The 17,164-nt window shown below is 69.4% G+C and carries 16 protein-coding genes and 1 pseudogene; 10 read left to right on the top strand and 7 right to left on the bottom strand.

Annotated features, from left to right (window positions below; genetic code table 11):
* Positions 1-18: 18 nt before the first annotated feature.
* Together AC07U4_RS08640 and AC07U4_RS08635 are read right to left on the bottom strand one after the other, a co-directional pair.
* Complete coding sequence (locus tag AC07U4_RS08640) at positions 19-1,179, bottom strand: MFS transporter (protein ID WP_495195146.1); 1,161 nt, start codon at positions 1,177-1,179, stop codon at positions 19-21.
* Positions 1,180-1,192: 13 nt separating this feature from the next.
* The gene (locus tag AC07U4_RS08635; protein WP_495195837.1) at positions 1,193-2,227 is read right to left on the bottom strand and encodes an aldo/keto reductase; all 1,035 of its coding nucleotides are present in this window, start codon (positions 2,225-2,227) and stop codon (positions 1,193-1,195) included.
* Between the two features lie 90 nt (positions 2,228-2,317).
* Between AC07U4_RS08635 and AC07U4_RS08630 the strand changes: the two genes are divergently transcribed.
* From AC07U4_RS08630 to AC07U4_RS08615, 4 genes are all read left to right on the top strand, one after another.
* Positions 2,318-3,232, top strand: a complete 915-nt coding sequence (locus AC07U4_RS08630; RefSeq protein WP_495195145.1) for a LysR family transcriptional regulator — start codon at positions 2,318-2,320, stop codon at positions 3,230-3,232.
* Between the two features lie 99 nt (positions 3,233-3,331).
* Positions 3,332-5,605, top strand: a complete 2,274-nt coding sequence (locus AC07U4_RS08625; protein ID WP_495195144.1) for a PAS domain-containing sensor histidine kinase — start codon at positions 3,332-3,334, stop codon at positions 5,603-5,605.
* Positions 5,605-6,135, top strand: coding sequence for a response regulator (locus AC07U4_RS08620; protein ID WP_137898218.1), 531 nt, complete (start codon positions 5,605-5,607; stop codon positions 6,133-6,135). Before AC07U4_RS08625 ends, AC07U4_RS08620 begins: the two co-directional genes overlap by 1 nt.
* 4 nt (positions 6,136-6,139) lie before the next feature.
* Positions 6,140-6,529, top strand: a complete 390-nt coding sequence (locus AC07U4_RS08615; protein ID WP_137898173.1) for a hypothetical protein — start codon at positions 6,140-6,142, stop codon at positions 6,527-6,529.
* 6 nt (positions 6,530-6,535) lie between these two features.
* Here AC07U4_RS08615 and AC07U4_RS08610 read toward each other — a convergent pair whose 3' ends face one another.
* Complete coding sequence (locus AC07U4_RS08610) at positions 6,536-7,924, bottom strand: glycoside hydrolase family 43 protein (protein ID WP_495195143.1); 1,389 nt, start codon at positions 7,922-7,924, stop codon at positions 6,536-6,538.
* Between the two features lie 129 nt (positions 7,925-8,053).
* On the opposite strand from AC07U4_RS08610, the gene AC07U4_RS08605 reads away from it, so the two are divergent.
* Positions 8,054-8,860: a transglutaminase family protein gene (locus AC07U4_RS08605; RefSeq protein WP_495195142.1), complete on the top strand. Its 807-nt coding sequence runs from the start codon at positions 8,054-8,056 to the stop codon at positions 8,858-8,860.
* A gap of 72 nt (positions 8,861-8,932) precedes the next feature.
* On the opposite strand, the gene AC07U4_RS08600 is transcribed toward AC07U4_RS08605, so the two are convergent.
* Together AC07U4_RS08600 and AC07U4_RS08595 are read right to left on the bottom strand one after the other, a co-directional pair.
* Positions 8,933-9,628: a helix-turn-helix transcriptional regulator gene (locus AC07U4_RS08600; protein WP_495195141.1), complete on the bottom strand. Its 696-nt coding sequence runs from the start codon at positions 9,626-9,628 to the stop codon at positions 8,933-8,935.
* 95 nt (positions 9,629-9,723) lie between these two features.
* Complete coding sequence (locus AC07U4_RS08595) at positions 9,724-10,326, bottom strand: glutathione S-transferase family protein (protein WP_495195140.1); 603 nt, start codon at positions 10,324-10,326, stop codon at positions 9,724-9,726.
* Between the two features lie 142 nt (positions 10,327-10,468).
* Here AC07U4_RS08595 and AC07U4_RS08590 point away from each other — a divergent pair, with 142 nt between their 5' ends.
* Positions 10,469-11,626 carry an acetyltransferase domain-containing protein gene (locus AC07U4_RS08590; RefSeq protein ID WP_495195139.1) on the top strand — a complete coding sequence of 386 codons (1,158 nt, stop codon included), beginning with the start codon at positions 10,469-10,471 and terminating at the stop codon, positions 11,624-11,626.
* 10 nt (positions 11,627-11,636) lie between these two features.
* On the opposite strand, the pseudogene AC07U4_RS08585 reads toward AC07U4_RS08590, so the two are convergent.
* Both AC07U4_RS08585 and AC07U4_RS08580 read right to left on the bottom strand, forming a co-directional pair.
* Positions 11,637-12,662, bottom strand: a pseudogene (locus AC07U4_RS08585) (glycoside hydrolase family 43 protein); the annotation flags it as partial.
* A 96-nt stretch (positions 12,663-12,758) separates the two neighbouring features.
* On the bottom strand, positions 12,759-13,133 hold the full coding sequence (locus AC07U4_RS08580) for a winged helix-turn-helix transcriptional regulator (protein ID WP_495195138.1): 375 nt from the start codon (positions 13,131-13,133) through the stop codon (positions 12,759-12,761).
* 83 nt (positions 13,134-13,216) lie between these two features.
* Here AC07U4_RS08580 and AC07U4_RS08575 point away from each other — a divergent pair, with 83 nt between their 5' ends.
* From AC07U4_RS08575 to AC07U4_RS08560, 4 genes are all read left to right on the top strand, one after another.
* The gene (locus AC07U4_RS08575; protein WP_495195137.1) at positions 13,217-13,951 is read left to right on the top strand and encodes an SDR family NAD(P)-dependent oxidoreductase; all 735 of its coding nucleotides are present in this window, start codon (positions 13,217-13,219) and stop codon (positions 13,949-13,951) included.
* A gap of 131 nt (positions 13,952-14,082) precedes the next feature.
* The gene (locus AC07U4_RS08570; RefSeq protein ID WP_495195136.1) at positions 14,083-14,535 is read left to right on the top strand and encodes a carboxymuconolactone decarboxylase family protein; all 453 of its coding nucleotides are present in this window, start codon (positions 14,083-14,085) and stop codon (positions 14,533-14,535) included.
* Positions 14,528-15,430: a sigma-70 family RNA polymerase sigma factor gene (locus tag AC07U4_RS08565; protein ID WP_495195135.1), complete on the top strand. Its 903-nt coding sequence runs from the start codon at positions 14,528-14,530 to the stop codon at positions 15,428-15,430. Before AC07U4_RS08570 ends, AC07U4_RS08565 begins: the two co-directional genes overlap by 8 nt.
* Positions 15,431-15,640: 210 nt before the next feature.
* Positions 15,641-17,050 (top strand): tyrosine-type recombinase/integrase, encoded by a 1,410-nt coding sequence (locus tag AC07U4_RS08560; RefSeq protein ID WP_495195134.1) that lies wholly within the window; start codon positions 15,641-15,643, stop codon positions 17,048-17,050.
* The last annotated feature ends 114 nt before the right edge of the window (positions 17,051-17,164 follow it).

The raw sequence follows: 17,164 nt of genomic DNA, 5'->3' as shown, positions 1-17,164 counted from the left end.
CCAACCCCCGCCCGTCACCTATACGGGGCAGGCGGCGCGCGCCGGGCGGCGGGCGGCGAGCAGCAGCACGAGCGCCGCAGCTGCCATCGCCGCGCCGGCGAGCGACACCGCGGGCAGGCCGAGCCCTGCGCCGATCACTCCGCCGCCGAGCGCCGCGCCGATCGCATTGCCAAGGTTGAACGCCCCGATGTTCATCGCCGAGGCGAGGTTGGGCGCGTCCGCGGCCGCCTGCATCACGCGCATCTGCAACGGCGGCACGATCGCGAAGCTCGCCACGCCCCAGATCAGGATCGCGACGGCGGCGGGAAGCGGCCAGTGCATCAGCCCGGCGAAGGCGATCAACACCGCGACGATGGCGACAAAGCTGGCGATCAGCGTCCGCTCGATCGACCGGTCGGCAAGCCGGCCGCCGATCGTATTGCCGATCGTCAGCCCGATCCCGTAGAGAACGAGCATTGCGGTCACGAACCCGGTCGAGCCGTGCGTCACCTCGCGCAGGATCGGGACGATATAGGTGAAGACGGTGAACATCGCGCTCGCCCCCACCACGGTCAGCGCCAGCGCCGCCAGCACCGGTCCGCGCGTCAACACGCGCAGCTCGTCGCGCATGTCGCCGCCGTCCGGGGCGGGCAGCGGCGGCAGCGCGAAGCGCAGCGACACCATCGCCACCGCGCCGATCACCGCGATCCCTGCGAAAGCGGTGCGCCAGCCAAGCACTTCGCCGGCCCAGGTGGCGAGCGGCACGCCGCCGATCGTCGCGATCGTCAGACCGGAGAACATCGCCGCGACCGCCCCGGCACGGCGCTCGGGGGGAACGAGGCTCGCCGCGACGACCGATCCGACGCCGAAGAAGGCGCCATGGTTGAACGAGGTGACGACCCGCGCCGCCATCAGCAGCCAATAGCCGCCGGCCAGCGCCGACAGCGCATTGCCGAGCGTGAAGATGCCCATCAGGCCGATCAGCAGCGTGCGCCGGTCGATCCGCCCGGTGGTCAGCGTCATCAGCGGCGCGCCGATCAGCACGCCCATCGCATAGGCGCTGACCAACATGCCCGCGGCGGGGATCGACACGCCGAGACTGCCGGCGATGACGGGCAGCATGCCCATCGGCGCGAACTCGGTCACGCCGATGCCAAAGGCGCCGACCGCCAGCGCAATCAGTCCGATATCCGGTTTCATGATTGGATGTCCTTCAAACGAGCGGCGGGTTGAGGCGGGCGAAGCCTTCCTGCTGGCGATAGGGGGTGTGCGGATAGGGCGGCAGCACATCGCTCGCCGCATCGAGCGCGGCGATCTGCGCAGGGGTCAGCGCCCCGCCGACCGCACCCAGATTGTCGCGCAACTGCGCCTCGTTGCGCGCGCCGATGATGACGGAGGACACGGTCGGACGCTGCAACAGCCAGTTGATCGCGACCTGCGGCACGCTGCGCCCGGTCTCGGCGGCGACCGCCTCCAGCGCGTCGACGACGCGGTAGAGATGCTCGGGCTCGACCGGCGGCGCGAAGTGCTCGGTGTCGTGCAGGCGGCTGCCCGCGGGGACCGGGCGGTCGCGGCCGATCCTGCCGGTGAGGCGGCCCCAGCCGAGCGGGCTCCAGACGAGCGCGCCGACGCCCTGGTCGCGGCCGAGCGGCATCAGATCGGCCTCATAGGCGCGGCCGATCAGCGAATAATAGACCTGATGCGCGACCAGCCGCGGCCAGCCGTGGCGATCGGCGATCGCCTGCGCCTTCATCAGCTGCCAGCCCGGATAGTTGGAGACGCCGGCATAGCGCACCTTGCCCGCCGCGATCAGCGCGTCGAGCGTCGCCATCAGCTCCTCGGTCGGCGTCGAGGCGTCATAAGCGTGAAGCTGGAGCAGATCGATGCGATCGGTGCCGAGCCGCCGCAGCGACGCCTCGACCGCGCGGATCAGCCGCGCGCGCGACACGCCCCAGTCCTGCGGCCCGTCGCCCATCGGCAGGCCGGTCTTGGTCGAGAGCAGCACCGCGTCGCGCCGGCCCTCGATCGCCGCGCCGAGCACCTCCTCCGACGCACCGTCCGAATAGACGTCGGCGGTGTCGAACAAGGTGACGCCGGCGTCGAGGCAGATGTCAATGAGCCGCCGCGCCTCGGCCGCGTCGGTCTGGCCCCAGGCCGAGAAGAGCGGACCCGTGCCGCCGAAGGTGCCGGTGCCGAGCGCCAGCACCGGCACGCGCAATCCCGATCCACCCAATTGCCGGTATTCCATCATCAACCCTTTCGCGGTTCGGCGTCACGTGCATAGATGCGGGGCGGATCGTCAGGGCGGAACCGCCCGATCAGGCGAAGGATCTGTGCAATGGAAGCAAAGATAGCAGGCAACGGCGATCGCGCACGCTCGCTCGCCCTGTTCGTCGCGGTCATCGACGGCGGCAGTTTCTCCGCCGCCGCGAGGGGCTTGGACCTGACCCCGTCGGCCGTCGCACGGGCGATCGACCGGATTGAGGCGCGGCTCGGCGTCCGGTTGCTGCTGCGCTCCACCCGCGGGCTTGCGCTGACCGCGGAGGGGCAGGCCTATCTGCTCGCCGCCCGGCGCATCCTCGCCGACCTCGACGATGCCGAACAGCAGATCGCCGATCAGGGCAGTCCCCGCGGCCGGTTGCGGGTGAGCGCGGCGCTCGCCCACGGCCGGCTGTGCGTCGTGCCGCTGCTCGGCGATTTCGCGGCGGCCTATCCGCATATTCTCGTTGATATCGCACTGACCGATACGCTGATCGATGTCGCGGGCGGGCAGGCGGATGTCGCGATCCGCTTCGGCCCGCTCGCCGACAGCGCGCTCACCGCGCGCAAGCTGGGCGAGAGCGGCCGGGTGATCGTCGCCTCGCCCGACTATCTCGCGCGCCACGGCACGCCGACGGTGCCGGAGGATCTGCACGCGCACAATTGCCTCAATTTCAGCTTCCGCCGCGCCGAGCCGACCTGGCCGTTCCGTCGCGATGGCCGGGATATCTCGCTCTGCGTCGAAGGCGGCATCGTCGCCAACAACGGCGAGACGCTGGGGCAGCTCGCCACCGCCGGCGTCGGCGTCACCCGCGTCGGTCGGTTCAGCGTCGCCGCCGAGATCGCCGATGGCCGTCTGGTGCCGCTGCTGGAAGCGTATAATCCCGGTGACGTGGAGCTGATCCATGCGGTGTTCGTCGGCGGCGCGCATCTGCCCGCGCGGGTGCGGGTGTTTGTCGATTTCCTCGCCGAGCGGCTCGCCTCGCCCGCGTAACCGCCGCTCCGGCTTGGTTTGGTGCTAAGTCGATGAATTATTTATACCAAATCTGACGCCAATCGATGCATCGCAACGCCATCCGTGCGTTGTTGGCGGATGGACGACCCAGCAACGATCGCCGATCTGCGCCAGCGCCTCGCCCGCGCCGAGGCGGCGCTCGCCGAAAGCGAGGCCCGATTGGCCGCCACGCTCGACAGCGTGCCCGTCGGCGTTGCGATGCTCGACACGGCGGGCCGGATTCTCGTCTCCAACGCGCAATATCAGCGGTTCTGCCCGACCGGGACGATGCCGTCCAACGATCCGGAGCGAGTCTGGCGCTGGCGCGGCTGGGACAAGGATAGAAAGCCGCTCGACCCGACGGATTTCCCCGGTGCCCGCGCGGCGCGTGGCGAAAGCGTCGTTCCCGGTCAGGAGCTGCTCTACTCCAACGACGATGGCGAGGACATCTGGGTCCGGGTGGCGACGACGCCGCTGCGCGATGCCGAGGGCCAGATCATCGGGCAGGCGAGCGTGGTCAGCGACATCGACACGCTCAAACGCACCTCCGAAACGTTGCGCGACGCCGAGCGGCGGCAGACGTTCCTGCTCACCCTCAGCGACGCGATCCAGTCGATCGACGACGCCGCCGGCATCCGCGACCGGGTCACCGCGATGGTCGCGGCGTGGCTGGCGGTCGACCGCTGCCGCTGGACCGACGCCAGCGACGAGAAAGGCATCGGGCGCGACCCCGGGGATGCGGCGGCGCTGCACGCCGGCCGAACAGTCGTCGCGCCCGACGGCGCCGGGGGGCGTGCGCGGATCGTCGTGCCGGTGATGCGCCGCGGCCGGCTGGTCGCGACGCTCGGCGTCGAGGACGACCACGCCCGGACGTGGCAGCCGGCCGAGCTTGCGGTGCTGCACGACGTGGCGGAACGCGCCTGGGTGGCGATCGACCACGCCCGTACCGCCGCCAGCTTCCGTCAACGCGACGCCGAGTTCCGCGAGGTGCAGGCGCGCGCGCAGCAATTGATCGACGGTATCGCGACGACGATCTGGGAAACGCCGCCCGACGGCGCGATCGACACCGACAGTCCGAGCTGGCGCGCCTATACCGGGCAGAGCTACGCCGACTATCGCGGCTTCGGCTGGCTCGACGTGCTGCATCCCGACGATCGCGCCGCCACGATGCAAGTCTGGCTGGAGGCGCTGCGCCGGTGCGAGCCGATCGACCTCGAATATCGCCTGCGCGGGCGCGACGGCGCCTATCGCTGGATGAATGCGCGGGCGATCCCGCTGCGCGATGCGACCGGCGTGGTGCAGAAGTGGCTCGGCATGAACATCGACATCGACGTCCGCAAGCATCTGGAAGAAGCGGTCTTCGATAACGAACGCCGTATGCGTGTGCTGGTCGAGGGCGTGCCGCAGCTGTTGTGGCGGGCGCGGCTGGCGGGCGACTGGTTCTGGGCGAGCCCGCAATGGTCGGCGGTCACCGGGCGGCCGGAGCACGAGGGCCATGGCAGCGGCTGGCTCGACTTCGTCCATCCCGACGATGTCGCCGCGGTCACCGATGCCTGGGCGCTGGCGCAGGACAGCGGCGGATTCGACGTCGAGCATCGCCTGCGCCATCAGGACGGCGCCTATCGCTGGTTCAGCACCCGCGCGCTGCCGATCCGCGACGGGTGCGGGCGGATCGTCGAATGGCTCGGCACCTCCAACGACATCGACGCGCTGCGCCAGGCGCAGGATCGGCAGGAGGTGATGGTCGCCGAGCTGCAGCATCGCACCCGCAACATCATCGCCATCGTCCAGTCGGTCGCCGAGAAGACGCTCGAGGGGGCGGGCTCGCTGGAGGCGTTCGAACAGCGTTTCAACGACCGGCTGCATGCGCTCGCGCGGGTACAGAGCCTGTTGTCGCACGCCGCCGCCGGCCAGCGGGTGACGTTCGGCGACCTGCTCGATTCGGAACTGGCCGCGCTCGGCGCCTTCCATCGCGAAGGCGTCGCCGGGTCGCTGGTCCTCGACGGTCCGCACGACGTGCCGCTCCGGTCGGGGGCGGTGCAGAGCCTCGCGCTGGCGCTGCACGAACTCGCCACCAACGCGGTCAAATATGGCGCGCTGAAGGGACGCGACGGCAAGCTCAGCGTGCTGTGGGACGTCGAGCGCGCCGACGACGGGATCCTGTGGCTGAACGTCGACTGGCGCGAAAGCGGCGTGACGCTGCCGCCGGTCACCGCGAGGGCGCGATCGGGCGGCTACGGCCGGCAATTGATCGAACGCGCCTTGCCCTATCAATTGGGGGCGAAAACGAGCTATGCCTTCACCGATGATGGCGTCCACTGCCGCATCGCGGTGGCGATGGTGTCGGATCGGGCGGGTGGGGAGTTTGGATGATGGCTGAGACGCTGCTGCAAAACCGCCGGGTGCTGGTCGTCGAGGACGAATATATGGTCGCCGATGCGATGGAGCGGAAGCTGCGCCGCGCCGGCGCGGTGGTGCTCGGCCCGGTTCCCTCGGTCGCGCAGGCGCTGGATTTGCTCGCGCTGGAGGGGGATATCGACGGCGCGGTCCTCGATATCAATCTCGGCGACCAGAAGGTCTATCCGGTCGTCGATCTGCTGCTGGCGCGCGGCACGCCCTGCGTCTTCGCCACCGGCAACGATCGCGCCGACGTACCGCCGGCCTATGCGCATCTGATCCGGTGCGAGAAGCCGATCGACGGTGCCTGCCTCGTTTCGGCGCTGGCCGGTGGTGCGCGGCCCGCGCCGGTCGCCGACGTCCGGCCGGCGGCGTTGCGGCAGATGCGCTACCAGTTGCTCGACCACGTCGAGCGCGCCTCCGACCTCGGCCATACGTTGCTCGCGGCGAAATTGTGCGAGGCGCTTGACGCCCTCGATTCGCTCGACGTGGCATCGGAGGCCTGAGTCGATGGCGGCGCGGGATGTGGACGGCCCGGCGGCGACCGGCCATGGCGACCGGCTGAGCGAGGCGGCGCGCGCGATTCTCGTCAACCGGCGGTCGCGACTTGATCTGCTGCCCGCCGAATTGTTCGGCGAATGGCCGTGGGAGGTGCTGCTCGTCTTGTTCGTCGCCGATGCCGAGGGGCGGCGGCTGACCGGGCGGACGATCACCGCCGAGCTTGCCTGCACGCCGCTGACCATGGCGCGCTGGATGCAGCATCTGGCGCGTACCGGCCTGGTCGTCGGCGACACCAGCGACGATCCCGACGCGCCGCTCACCCTGTCGCCGGCGGGGATCACCGCGCTCGAAGCCTATCTCGACACCACCTTGCAGACCGCGCACCTGCTCGGCGTGTGACCGCGGTCAGCGGGCGAAGCGCCAATAGTCGATGTCGAGCAGCGAGCCGGGGCTCCTGCCGCGGAACACCAGATACAGATCGTGTTCCCCGCGCGCGCCGGCGACATCGGTGGTCCGCTGCTGCCATCGTCCGGCCGCGCCGGTCATCCCGACCGGCAGCGTGCCGAGCAGCGGACCGTCGACGGCGTCGGCATGCAGCTCGATCCGGGCCTCCGGCGTGCCCCCGACGACCGTGGCGGTGAAGCGTTTCGCCCCCGCCGTGCCGAAATCGACCCCGGCGACCTTGATGTAGCTGCGATCCGTCGCGCGGGTGACGTAGACGCGCGCCGCGTCCTGCGCGGTGGTGACGCCCGGCGCCCAGTCATAAGCGCGATCGATCGGGCGCTTGATCCGCCCGGTCCAGGCGATCGTCTCCGCCTCGACGCGCGCATAGGGATCGAGCGTGCCGATCTGTGGCGCGCGCGTCCTGTCCCACCAGCCGAGGTTCGGGATCGTCCCGTCGGGATTGTAGGTGAATTTGGCGACCGCGACCGAGCGTCGCTCGTGATGGATCGGGGTGAGCGCGAAGTTCAGTTCGTAATGGAAGCCGAAGACGTAGGAGCCGCCCTTATAGTCGATGATGCCGGGATGGTTGCCGGTCGAGCGCGCATCGTGGCGCATGATCTCGCCCTTGTAGACCCACGGGCCGGTCGGCCGGTCGCTCATCGCATAGCCGATCCCCTCGGAACAGCAGGTCGAGGCGAACGCCATATAATAGCGGCCGTTGCGCCCGTAGAACCACGGTCCCTCCTGATAATCCCTGATCCGCGGCAGCTTGGTGATAGGCCCGCTATAGGACACCATGTCCTCGTTGAGCTTGACGTACCACAAATCGGGGTTGCCCCAGTAGAGATAGGCCTGGCCGTCGCGGTCGATCCACACCGTCGGATCGAAATAGCCTTCGCCGGGTGCGATCAGCGGCTTGCCGAGCGCGTCGCGGAACGGCCCCGCCGGCGTGTCGGCGACCGCCACCGCGATGACGTTGCGCGGCGACCCGGCGACGGTGATCGGCGCATAGAGATAGAATTTGCCGCCGCGCGCGATCACCTGCGGCGCCCAGGCGTCGTTGGTCTGCAACGCCCAGGGAAAGGTTTTGAGCGAGGCGACGACGCCGCGGTCGGTCCAGTTCGCCATGTCGGTGGAACTGTAGAGTCGCCAGTCGAGCATCTTGAAGCCGTCGGCGTCGTCCTCGTCGTGGCTGGTGTAGAGATAGACGACGCCGTCGTGGACCAGCGGCGCGGGATCGGCGGTGAAGCGGGTCTGCACGATCGGCCGTTCGACGCCGGCATCGGGCGCGGCGGCGCCCAGCAGCGCGAGCGGCGCGATGATGCGGAGCAGGGCGGCGGTCGTCGTCATGGCGCGGGTCCTCTCGCTGGCGCCGCTTCGCCGCGGCTCGTCGTGGTATCGGCTTAGCGCAAGGCGGCCGGGTCGCAACCGGCCGATGGTCGCGGTTGCGGAACATCGCCGCGCGCCCATCTTGGCACCATGGAAGATGATCTCATTCGCCTTGGCCTGCTCGACGACGAGGACATCATCCTCGATCACGCGGCGCTCGCGCTCGCCCTGCTCGACCACGAGGCGGGCGACGACGAACCCGGCCGTGCGCTGATCGACGCGATCGCCGACCGGCTCGACGAAGTGGCGCCGGGCGTGACCGGTGCGCGGGCGCAGGCCGAGCGGCTCGCACAGGTGTTCGGCGCCGAGTTCGGCTTCGTCGGCGACGCCGCGACCTATGACGATCCCGCCAACGCCGACCTCATCCGCGTGATCGAGCGCCGCCGCGGCCTGCCGGTCAGCCTGTCGATCCTCTACGTGGCGGCGGCGCGGCGGCTCGGCTGGATCGCGCATGTCCTCGACGTGCCCGGTCATGTGCTGGTGCTGATCGGCGACGACGTCGCGCCGGTGATGATCGACCCGTTCCGCGGCGGCCGTCCGGTCGGCGCCGAGGAACTGGCGACGATGGTGCAGGCGATGACGCCGGGGCAGACGCCCGCGGTCAGCCACGTCGCCGCGATGCCCAATCGCGCGGTGCTGGTGCGGCTGCTGCTCAACCAGGCGACGCGTGCCGAGGCGGCGGGGCACGGCCGGCGCGCGCTGACGCTCTATCAGCGGATGACGGCGATGGCGCCGGCCTATGGCCATGGCTGGTGGGAGCGGGCGCGGCTCGAACTGGTCGACGGCGATGTCGCGGCGGCGCGGCGCAGCCTCACCGCGATGCTGGAGATCACCCGCGAACCGGGCCTGCGCGCGCGCATCTCCGGCCTGTTGTCCTCGCTGGCCGCGGCCGCCTAGGACCGATCGACGTTCAGGCTTGCTAAGAAAACGCTAACCCTTGGGGGCCATTTTGTCGAAGGGCGTATCCGCCTAGCGTTCCCGCCGCGCCGCCATCATCGCCAGCCAGCGGCGGCGCAGCGTCGCCCGATGTTCCGGATAGCGCGTCTCGAGGAAGTCGATCGCGACCAGCCGATCGGTGCGGAACATGCGGAAATCGCCGCGCAGCTCGCACCAGGCGATCAGCATCCGGACGCTGTCGAGATAGCCGACGAGGAGCGGCCACACCGTGCGCTCGCTCTCCCGACCGTCGGCATCGCTATAGCGGATCGTCAGCTTGCGGCCCTGCAGGCTCCAGGCGCGCAACCGGGCGACATCGACGCCGGCATCGCCGCGTTCGTGCCATGCCGGCGGGGTGATCACCGCCGGATCCTCGATCGCGGCGCGGAGGTGCGGCGGGATGACCGTCGCGATCTTGGCGAGCACGTCGGCGGCGGCCCGCGCGAGGCCATCGTCGGCATGGACCAGCACCCATTGCGCGCCGAGCACCACCGCCTCGACCTCGTCCGAGGTCAGCATCAACGGCGGCATGTCGAACCCGCGTTCGAGCACGTAGCCGATCCCCGCCTCGCCGCGGATCGGCACGCGCTGCGCGATCAGCGCGGCGATGTCGCGATATACCGACCGCCGGCTCGTCTCCAGTTCCGCGGCGATCGCCTCCCCGGTCAGCGGACCGCGGGCGCGGCGCAGGAGCTGGACGATCTCAAACAGGCGGTCGGCACGACGCATGGATGCAGCCTAGACGCGGGCGAGCAGCGGGACGAGCAGGATCGGCACCGCGGCGACCACGAAGCCGCTCAGCCCCAGCCACAGGTCGCGCGCGGTCACGCCGCCACCTGCGGTGCCGCATCACGCGCCATGGCCCGCACGAAGGCGGGGCGGGCGGCGAGCCTCTCGCCATAAGCCGCGATCGCGCCGGTATCCGGCAGCACCTGTCGCGCCCAGCCGAGCGTGCCGCCGAGCATCACGTCGGCGGCGCTGAACCGCGACCCGAGCAGGAACGGCCCGCGCGCCAGGGCATCGTCGATCCGGCGCAGCGCTGCGCCGAAAGCGGCGGGCTCGGGCGCGCCGGGCGCCGCGGCGAGACGCTGGAACAGCGCAGGACCGAATTCGCCCTCTACCCAGCTCAGCCACGTCAGATACGGGCCGCGGTCCGCATCGCCGATCGCCGGCGCCAGTCCGGCCTGTGGCGCGAGGTCGGCGAGATACAGTGCGACCGCGGCACTCTCCGTGACCAGAGCGTCGTCGTGGCACAGCGCCGGCACCTTGCGGTCGGGGTGCGGGTTGGCGGGATCGGGGCCGTCGCCGCTGCCGTCGCGATAGCGGATCGAGACATAGCGGAGATCATGCGGCAAGCCGAGTTCCTCGATCAGCCAGAGGATGCGCGTCGAGCGTGAATGCGGGGCGTGGAACAGGGTCAGCATCATCCGTTTCTCCGCGGCCGGAATGGCCGTCGGCACCCGCATTAGCGAGGGGCTGTGGCCACCGTGGTGGCAGCAGTCGAGCCTTGCCTTTTTCGGTATGATGTAACATCGCGCAATGCGAAAGGAGTTCATTCTGCCAGACCCGATGTCTTCGCGCGCTGACGCCACGACGGTACGACTGCCCCGCATTGTGTCGATCGACGCGCTGCGTGGGCTGGTGATCCTGCTGATGCTGGTCGACCACAGCCGCGAATTCTTCTTCCTGCACGCGCAGGTCGCCGATCCCATGGATCTGCGCACGACCGCGCCGGCGCTGGTCGCGACGCGCCTCGCCGCGCATCTCTGCGCGCCGGTGTTCGTCGCGCTGACCGGACTTGCCGCCTGGCTCTATGCCGCACCGCGCGGCGGCCAGAAGGCGGCATCCGCCTTCCTCGCCAAGCGCGGGCTGTTCCTGGTCGCGCTCGAATGGACCGTCGTCAATTTCGCCTGGACCTTCGACGTCACGCCGGCGACCGTCTTCCTGCAGGTGATCTGGGCGATCGGCCTGTCGATGATCGCGCTCGCGGCGCTCGTCCATCTGCCGCGTGCGGCGCTGGTCGCGGTCGGCCTCGTCATCCTGCTCGGCCACAATCTGCTCGATCCGATCACCATCGCGCCGGGCCAGCCGGGGCATGACCTGTGGGCGATCCTGCACGATCGCGGCTTCATCGATCTGCCGTGGGGCGGGCGGGCGCGCACCTCCTATCCGGTGCTGCCGTGGATCGGGGTGATCGCGCTCGGCTATGCGATCGGGCCGTGGTTCGCGCGCGACGTCGCGCCGGCGTGGCGGCGGCGGCGCCTGCTGACGACGGGGCTGGCGATGCTGACCGGCTTCGTCGCGCTGCGGTTGGTCAACGGCTATGGCGAGCCGGTGCCATGGCAGGCGGGCGACGACGCGCTCGTCACCGCGCTGGGCTTCCTCAATCTGACCAAATATCCGCCGTCCGCCGACTTCCTGCTGCTCACGCTCGGCCTCGGCGCGGGGCTGCTCGCCGGGCTGGAGGCGCTGCCGCGGCGACCGGCTGCGATCTTGGCGGTCTTCGGGGGTGCGCCATTGTTCTTCTACCTGCTGCACCTCTACCTGCTCCACGCCGGCAACCGCATCGTCGCGGCCGCGATCGGGCAGGAGGGGCTGGTCAGCGTGCCCGCGGTCGGCTGGCTGTGGCTGATCGCCGCCGCGGTCGCCGTGCCCTGCTGGTTCGCCTGCCGCCGCTTCGCCGCGGCAAAGCGGGCGAGCGACGCCTGGTGGCTGCGCTACCTCTGACCGGTCAGCGCAGCGGACCGTTCGCCACCGGCGGGTCGAACACCGGCGTGCCGTCGCCGCGATAGGTGATCGGCTGGATGCGGGTGTGGCGGTTGGGGTCGAACAAGGGATCGCCCTCGATCGCCGCATAGTCGCGCGCATGGAACACCAGCATGTCGCGGCCCTGCGCGTCGACGGTGAAGCTGTTGTGCCCCGGCCCATAGACGTTGTGCTCGGGCGACGAGGTCATCACCGGCACCGGGCTCTTGCTCCACGCCTTGGCATCCATCAGATCGGCGTCGGCGCGGGCGGTCAACATGCCGAGGCAATAGCGTGCGTCGGTGGCGCTCGCCGAATAGGTCATGAACAGCCGCCCGTGCCGCGCCAGCACCGCCGGTGCCTCGTTGACCTTGTAGCCGCGCGTTTCCCAGTCGAGGTCCGGCACCGACAGGCGCACCGGTTTCGCCGCCAGCGTCAGCGGCGTGGCGAGCGGCGCCAGATAGAGGTTGGAATTGGTCGCGATCCCTGGCTCCTGCTGCGCCCACGCCAGATAACGCGTGCCGCGATGGACGAAGCTGGTCGAATCGAGATTGAACGTATCCCACGGCGTCTCGAGCTGACCCAGCACCGACCAGCCGCCGGTCATCGGATCGGCGCCGTCGCAGACGATCGCATAGGTGCGGATATGGAAGACGTCGGCGCCGCCGCCGCTCGGTCCGGCGGCGAAGTACATGATCCACGTCCCGTCGATCCGATGCAGTTCGGGCGCCCACAGGAAGCCGGAGAGCGCCCCGCTCGCCTGATGCCGCCACAGCACCTTTTCGCTCGCCGTCGACAGGCCCGCCAGCGTGCGCGACCGGCGCAGCACCAGCCGGTCGTATTCGGGTACCGAACCGGTCATGTAATACCAGCCGTCGCTGTGCCGGAAGACCTGTGCATCGGCACGCTGGCGGACGAGCGGGTTGACGATCGGCACCGCCGCCGTCTTCGCCAGCACCGGCGCGGCGACCGCCAGTGCGGCACCGGAGAGGAACAGGCGGCGGGACGGTTCGGTCATCGGTGACGCTCCTGACGGCGGACGGCCCTGACGGCCACGTCCGTTACGGACGGATCGTCGGCACCTGCTCCGTCCAAGTCAAGGCGGGGCACCCGGTCATCCCGCCGCGCGCGTCCAGGCGTCGCGTTCGGCGAAGACGCGTGCCACCTCCGCCATATTCTCCGAACCCCAGACGCATAAGGGCGCCAGCGCCGCCGCCAGGCTGTGGCCGAGCGGGGTCAGCGTATAATCGACGCGCGGCGGCACCTCCTGATGATCGTGGCGAGCGACGATGCCGTCCGCCTCCAGTTCCTTGAGATGCTGGATCAGCATCTTGTCGCTGACCCCGCGGACCGCGCGGCGCAACTCGCCGTAGCGGCTCGGCGACAGGCACAGGAAATAGACGATCAGCGGCTTCCACTTGCCGGCGATGATACGCAGCGTCGCGTCGAGGCCGCAGGAAAACACAGGGGGTGAAGCAATATCGTCCATATTCCGGTACTTACCAAAAGGTGCATACTTGTCGATAGGTTTGCACGCCGCCAGCTCTGCCGCTCCTCGAATGGAGATAGGCTATGAACAGATTGCAGGGCAGGACGGCAGTGGTGACCGGTGGCGGCAGCGGCATCGGTCTGGCATCCGCCAAACGGTTCATCGACGAAGGCGCGTTCGTCTATATCTTCGGGCGGCGGCAGGCGGCGCTCGATGCCGCACTGGCGACGCTCGGCGACAAGGCGCGCGCGGTGCGCGGGTCGGTCGACGACCTCGCCGATCTCGACACGCTTTACGACACGGTCCGGGCGGAGCGCGGCCAGCTCGACATCCTGCTCGCCAATGCCGGCACCGGTGCCTTCGCCGCGCTCGGCACCATCACCCCGGAGCATTACGACCAGATTTTCGACGTCAACGTGAAGGGCCTGCTGTTCACCGTGCAGAAGGGCCTGCCGCTGATGCGGGCCGGCGGGTCGATCATCCTGACCGGATCGACCACCGGGGTGATGGGGACGCCGCAGTTCAGCGTCTACAGCGCCACCAAGGCGGCGGTGCGTAATTTCGCCCGCAGCTGGGCGCAGGACCTGCGCGGCACCGGCATCCGCGTCAACGTGCTCTCGCCGGGACCGACGCGCACCGACCTCGCGCTCGAGGTCGTCGGCACGGAGGCGTTCGAGGCGATGGGCGCGACGACCCCGCTCGGCCGGCTCGGCGACCCCGCCGAGACCGCGGGTGCTGCGGCGTTCCTGGCGTCGGACGACAGCAGCTTCATGACCGGCAGCGAGCTGTTCGTCGACGGCGGCATGGCGCAGATCTAACGGCACGCGGCCCGGAGGCGCCGCGTCCGGGCCGCGACAGCCGTGCGATCGAAGGGCGGGCGGCATGTCACACCTGCCGCGCCTGTCTCGTCTTCTCGCCGGGCGCGATCCTGCGCCGAGGGAGATCGACGATGACGCCACGTATCCGCAATCCCCATGCGCTCGCCCCCGAAGCCGTCAGGGCGATGGCCGCGCTGGAACAGAGTTTCATGCACAGCGGGCTCGACCATAATCTGCTCGAGCTGGTCAAATTCCGGGTGTCGCAGATCAATGGCTGCGCCTTTTGCCTCCACATGCACTCGGGCGATCTGCGCCGCCACGGCGAAACCGAATTGCGCCTCTCCATGCTGACGGCCTGGCGGGAGTCGACGCTCTACACCGATCGCGAACGCGCGGCGCTTGGCTGGGCGGAGGCGTTGACGCGCTTGCCCGAGACGCAGGCGCCCGATGTCGACTATGACGCGCTGGCGGCGGCATTCACGCCCGGCGAGCAGGTCTGGCTGACGATGGCGATCGGGGCGATCAATATCTGGAACCGCGTACAGGTCGGCTTCCGCGTGCCGCATCCGGTGGACGATGGCTGACGCGGCGGCGTTCGAGGCGGAGCGGCCGCGGCTGCTCCGCCTCGCCTATCGGATGACCGGCTCGTTCGCCGAGGCGGAGGACGTGGTGCAGGACGCCTGGCTGCGCTGGGCGCGGGCGGACGCGGTGGCGTCGCCGGCGGCATGGCTGACGCGGGTCGTCACGCGCCTGTGCCTCGATCATCTCAAATCGGCGCGGGTACGCCGCGAGACCTATGTCGGCGCGTGGCTGCCCGAGCCGCTGCTCGTCATCGACGGGGCGGAGGAGATGGCGGACGATCTCACGCTGACGCTGATGCTGGCGCTCGAACGCCTGTCACCGCTGGAGCGCGCCGCCTTCCTGCTCCACGACGTGTTCGACGTCGCTTTGCCCGAGGTGGCGGCGGCGCTCGACCGTGCGCCGGCCGCGGTGCGGCAACTCGCGGCGCGGGCGCGTCGTCACGTCGGCGAGGCGCGGCAACGCTATCCGGTGGGGCGCAGCGAGGCGGCGCGGATCGCCGGTGCCTTCTTCACGGCGGCGCGCGACGGCGACGCGACGGCGCTGTCGGCCTTGCTCGCCGAGGATGTGGTGATCCATGCCGACGGTGGCGGCCGCGTCCTCGCCTTCCGCAATGCGATCCGCGGCTTGGACCGCGTCCTGCGGCTGTTCGCCGGCCTGCACCGCAAATATCGCGGCGAGCCGGCCAGGCTGCTGCATGTCGGATCGATCGACGGCCTGCCGGGCTATGTCAGCCGCGAACGCGGCGACGTGCTCCAGACCACGGCGCTGGCGGTGCGCGATGGGCGCATCACCGCGATCTACATCGTCCGCAATCCCGACAAGCTGCGCCATGTCGCCGAGCTGCTCCGCCAAGCGGCGGGAATGTCAGGAAAAAGTGGTGCTGCCGGTGAGGATTGAGCTCACGACCTCAGCCTTACCAATTTGGGAAATATAGTTCGCTAGTCTACGCTATATTTCGATAAAATGCGGACATTAAACAGTTTTCCCGAATTGCACCTACGCCATTGATCTCTACAAAACGCTGCGTTTTTATCGAATCTGCTGACAATATGCTTACAATTTCGGCCATCCGCGCTATTGTCAGCAGAACACGCGGAGGTTTTGCTTATGGCGAGGCTCACCAGAACCCGGATCGAGGCGTTGCCCGTTCCGGCATCCGGACAGGAAACACACTGGGACAGCGAGTTGCGCGGCTTCGGCGTGCGCGTCCTCCCGTCCGGGCTCAAGACGTTCGTCCTCCAATATCGCAATGCCGATGGCCGCAGCCGCCGCCTGACGCTCGCCCGCTATGGCGTGCTGACGGTCGAGCAGGCACGGGTCGAGGCGAAGAAGCGGCTGGGGGACGTAGCGCGCGGCGACGATCCGATCGAGACGCGCGATGCTGCGCGGGCAGCCCCCACCGTGGCAGACATCTGCGACTGGTATCTGGAGGAGGCGGAGAGCGGTCGGTTGCTGGGGCGGCGCCGGCGGCCGATCAAGATGTCGACGCTGCGGATGGATCGCAGCCGGATCGAACGGCACATCAAGCCGCTGATCGGCACCCGCAAGGTAAAGTCGCTGGCACCTCCCGATATCGTGGCCTTCCAGGCTGATGTGGCGCAGGGCAAATCGTCCCGGTCACGCGGGGCCGGGCGCGGTCGCGATACGATCGGCGGCGTTGGCGCCGGATCAAGGAGCATCTCGACGCTTCATGCCGTGTTCGAGCACGCGCTGCGGCTCGGCAAGATCGACAACAATCCGGCACGGGGCGTCCGTCGGCTGGCCAGTGGCCAGCGGACGCGCCGCCTGTCAGTCGCAGAGCTGGCCGCGCTGGGCCAGGCGATGCGTACTGCCGCAGAGCAGGGCGAGCATCCCGTGGGCCTCGCTGCGGTGCGGCTGATCCTGTTGACCGGCTTCCGCCGCAACGAGGCGCAGGCGCTCCAGCGCGGCTGGGTCGACTTCGACGCCGACTGCGTCATGTTTCCTGACACCAAGAGCGGCGCGCAGGTCCGCGTCGTCGGCGCGGCGGCGATGGAGCTGATCGAGGCGCAGGCGGAGCAGCCGGGCAATCCTTACGTCTTCCCCTCGGACTGGACGGGCACCTGGTACAAGCAGGTGCCCGATCTGGTCGAACGCCTCTGCAAGGCCGCGCAGATCGAGGGCGTCACCCCCCACGTCTTCCGCCACACCTTCGCAAGCATCGCAGGCGAGCTGGGCTATTCCGAGCTGACGATCGCGGGTCTGCTCGGGCACGGCAAGCGCGGTGTGACGCAAGGCTACATCCATATCGATGATCTGCTCCGCTCGGCAGCAGATGCGGTCGCGGCGAAGATCGCGGCCGTGCTGGATGGCAAAGAGCGGCGGATCGCGCCGAGGCGGCGGACTGTGTCCCAAGTGCCAGCTCGGCCGGTAAGCCGGCCAATGCCGGCCGAGGTGGATGACAACATGCTGATCGCCACGTTGGCCGCGCAGTTCGCGAACGGCGGCATAGACGCGGATCAACTCCGGACTGCCGTTGCGCGACTTTCCACCGGGTAGCGCGATATCTTTCCCGAGCGGGAAAGATTGGGTCTGGAGTTCCCCAGTCGGCACCAATCTTTCCCGAACGGGAAAAGACCACTTGATTTTGCAATCCTGTTGGGGGACCTTTCC

This window comes from Sphingomonas sp. GW821-FHT02B09 (genome assembly GCF_059421875.1).
This window is presented reverse-complemented; position numbering and strand designations above follow the sequence as displayed.

Excerpts from the sequence above, each read along its gene's own strand:
- AC07U4_RS08640 (WP_495195146.1), bottom strand. The coding sequence starts at position 1,179 with ATGAAACCGGATATCGGACTGATTGCGCTGGCGGTCGGCGCCTTTGGC.
- AC07U4_RS08635 (WP_495195837.1), bottom strand. The coding sequence starts at position 2,227 with ATGGAATACCGGCAATTGGGTGGATCGGGATTGCGCGTGCCGGTGCTG.
- AC07U4_RS08630 (WP_495195145.1), top strand. The coding sequence starts at position 2,318 with ATGGAAGCAAAGATAGCAGGCAACGGCGATCGCGCACGCTCGCTCGCC.
- AC07U4_RS08625 (WP_495195144.1), top strand. The coding sequence starts at position 3,332 with ATGGACGACCCAGCAACGATCGCCGATCTGCGCCAGCGCCTCGCCCGC.
- AC07U4_RS08620 (WP_137898218.1), top strand. The coding sequence starts at position 5,605 with ATGGCTGAGACGCTGCTGCAAAACCGCCGGGTGCTGGTCGTCGAGGAC.
- AC07U4_RS08615 (WP_137898173.1), top strand. The coding sequence starts at position 6,140 with ATGGCGGCGCGGGATGTGGACGGCCCGGCGGCGACCGGCCATGGCGAC.
- AC07U4_RS08610 (WP_495195143.1), bottom strand. The coding sequence starts at position 7,924 with ATGACGACGACCGCCGCCCTGCTCCGCATCATCGCGCCGCTCGCGCTG.
- AC07U4_RS08605 (WP_495195142.1), top strand. The coding sequence starts at position 8,054 with ATGGAAGATGATCTCATTCGCCTTGGCCTGCTCGACGACGAGGACATC.
- AC07U4_RS08600 (WP_495195141.1), bottom strand. The coding sequence starts at position 9,628 with ATGCGTCGTGCCGACCGCCTGTTTGAGATCGTCCAGCTCCTGCGCCGC.
- AC07U4_RS08595 (WP_495195140.1), bottom strand. The coding sequence starts at position 10,326 with ATGATGCTGACCCTGTTCCACGCCCCGCATTCACGCTCGACGCGCATC.
- AC07U4_RS08590 (WP_495195139.1), top strand. The coding sequence starts at position 10,469 with ATGTCTTCGCGCGCTGACGCCACGACGGTACGACTGCCCCGCATTGTG.
- AC07U4_RS08580 (WP_495195138.1), bottom strand. The coding sequence starts at position 13,133 with ATGGACGATATTGCTTCACCCCCTGTGTTTTCCTGCGGCCTCGACGCG.
- AC07U4_RS08575 (WP_495195137.1), top strand. The coding sequence starts at position 13,217 with ATGAACAGATTGCAGGGCAGGACGGCAGTGGTGACCGGTGGCGGCAGC.
- AC07U4_RS08570 (WP_495195136.1), top strand. The coding sequence starts at position 14,083 with ATGACGCCACGTATCCGCAATCCCCATGCGCTCGCCCCCGAAGCCGTC.
- AC07U4_RS08565 (WP_495195135.1), top strand. The coding sequence starts at position 14,528 with ATGGCTGACGCGGCGGCGTTCGAGGCGGAGCGGCCGCGGCTGCTCCGC.
- AC07U4_RS08560 (WP_495195134.1), top strand. The coding sequence starts at position 15,641 with ATGGCGAGGCTCACCAGAACCCGGATCGAGGCGTTGCCCGTTCCGGCA.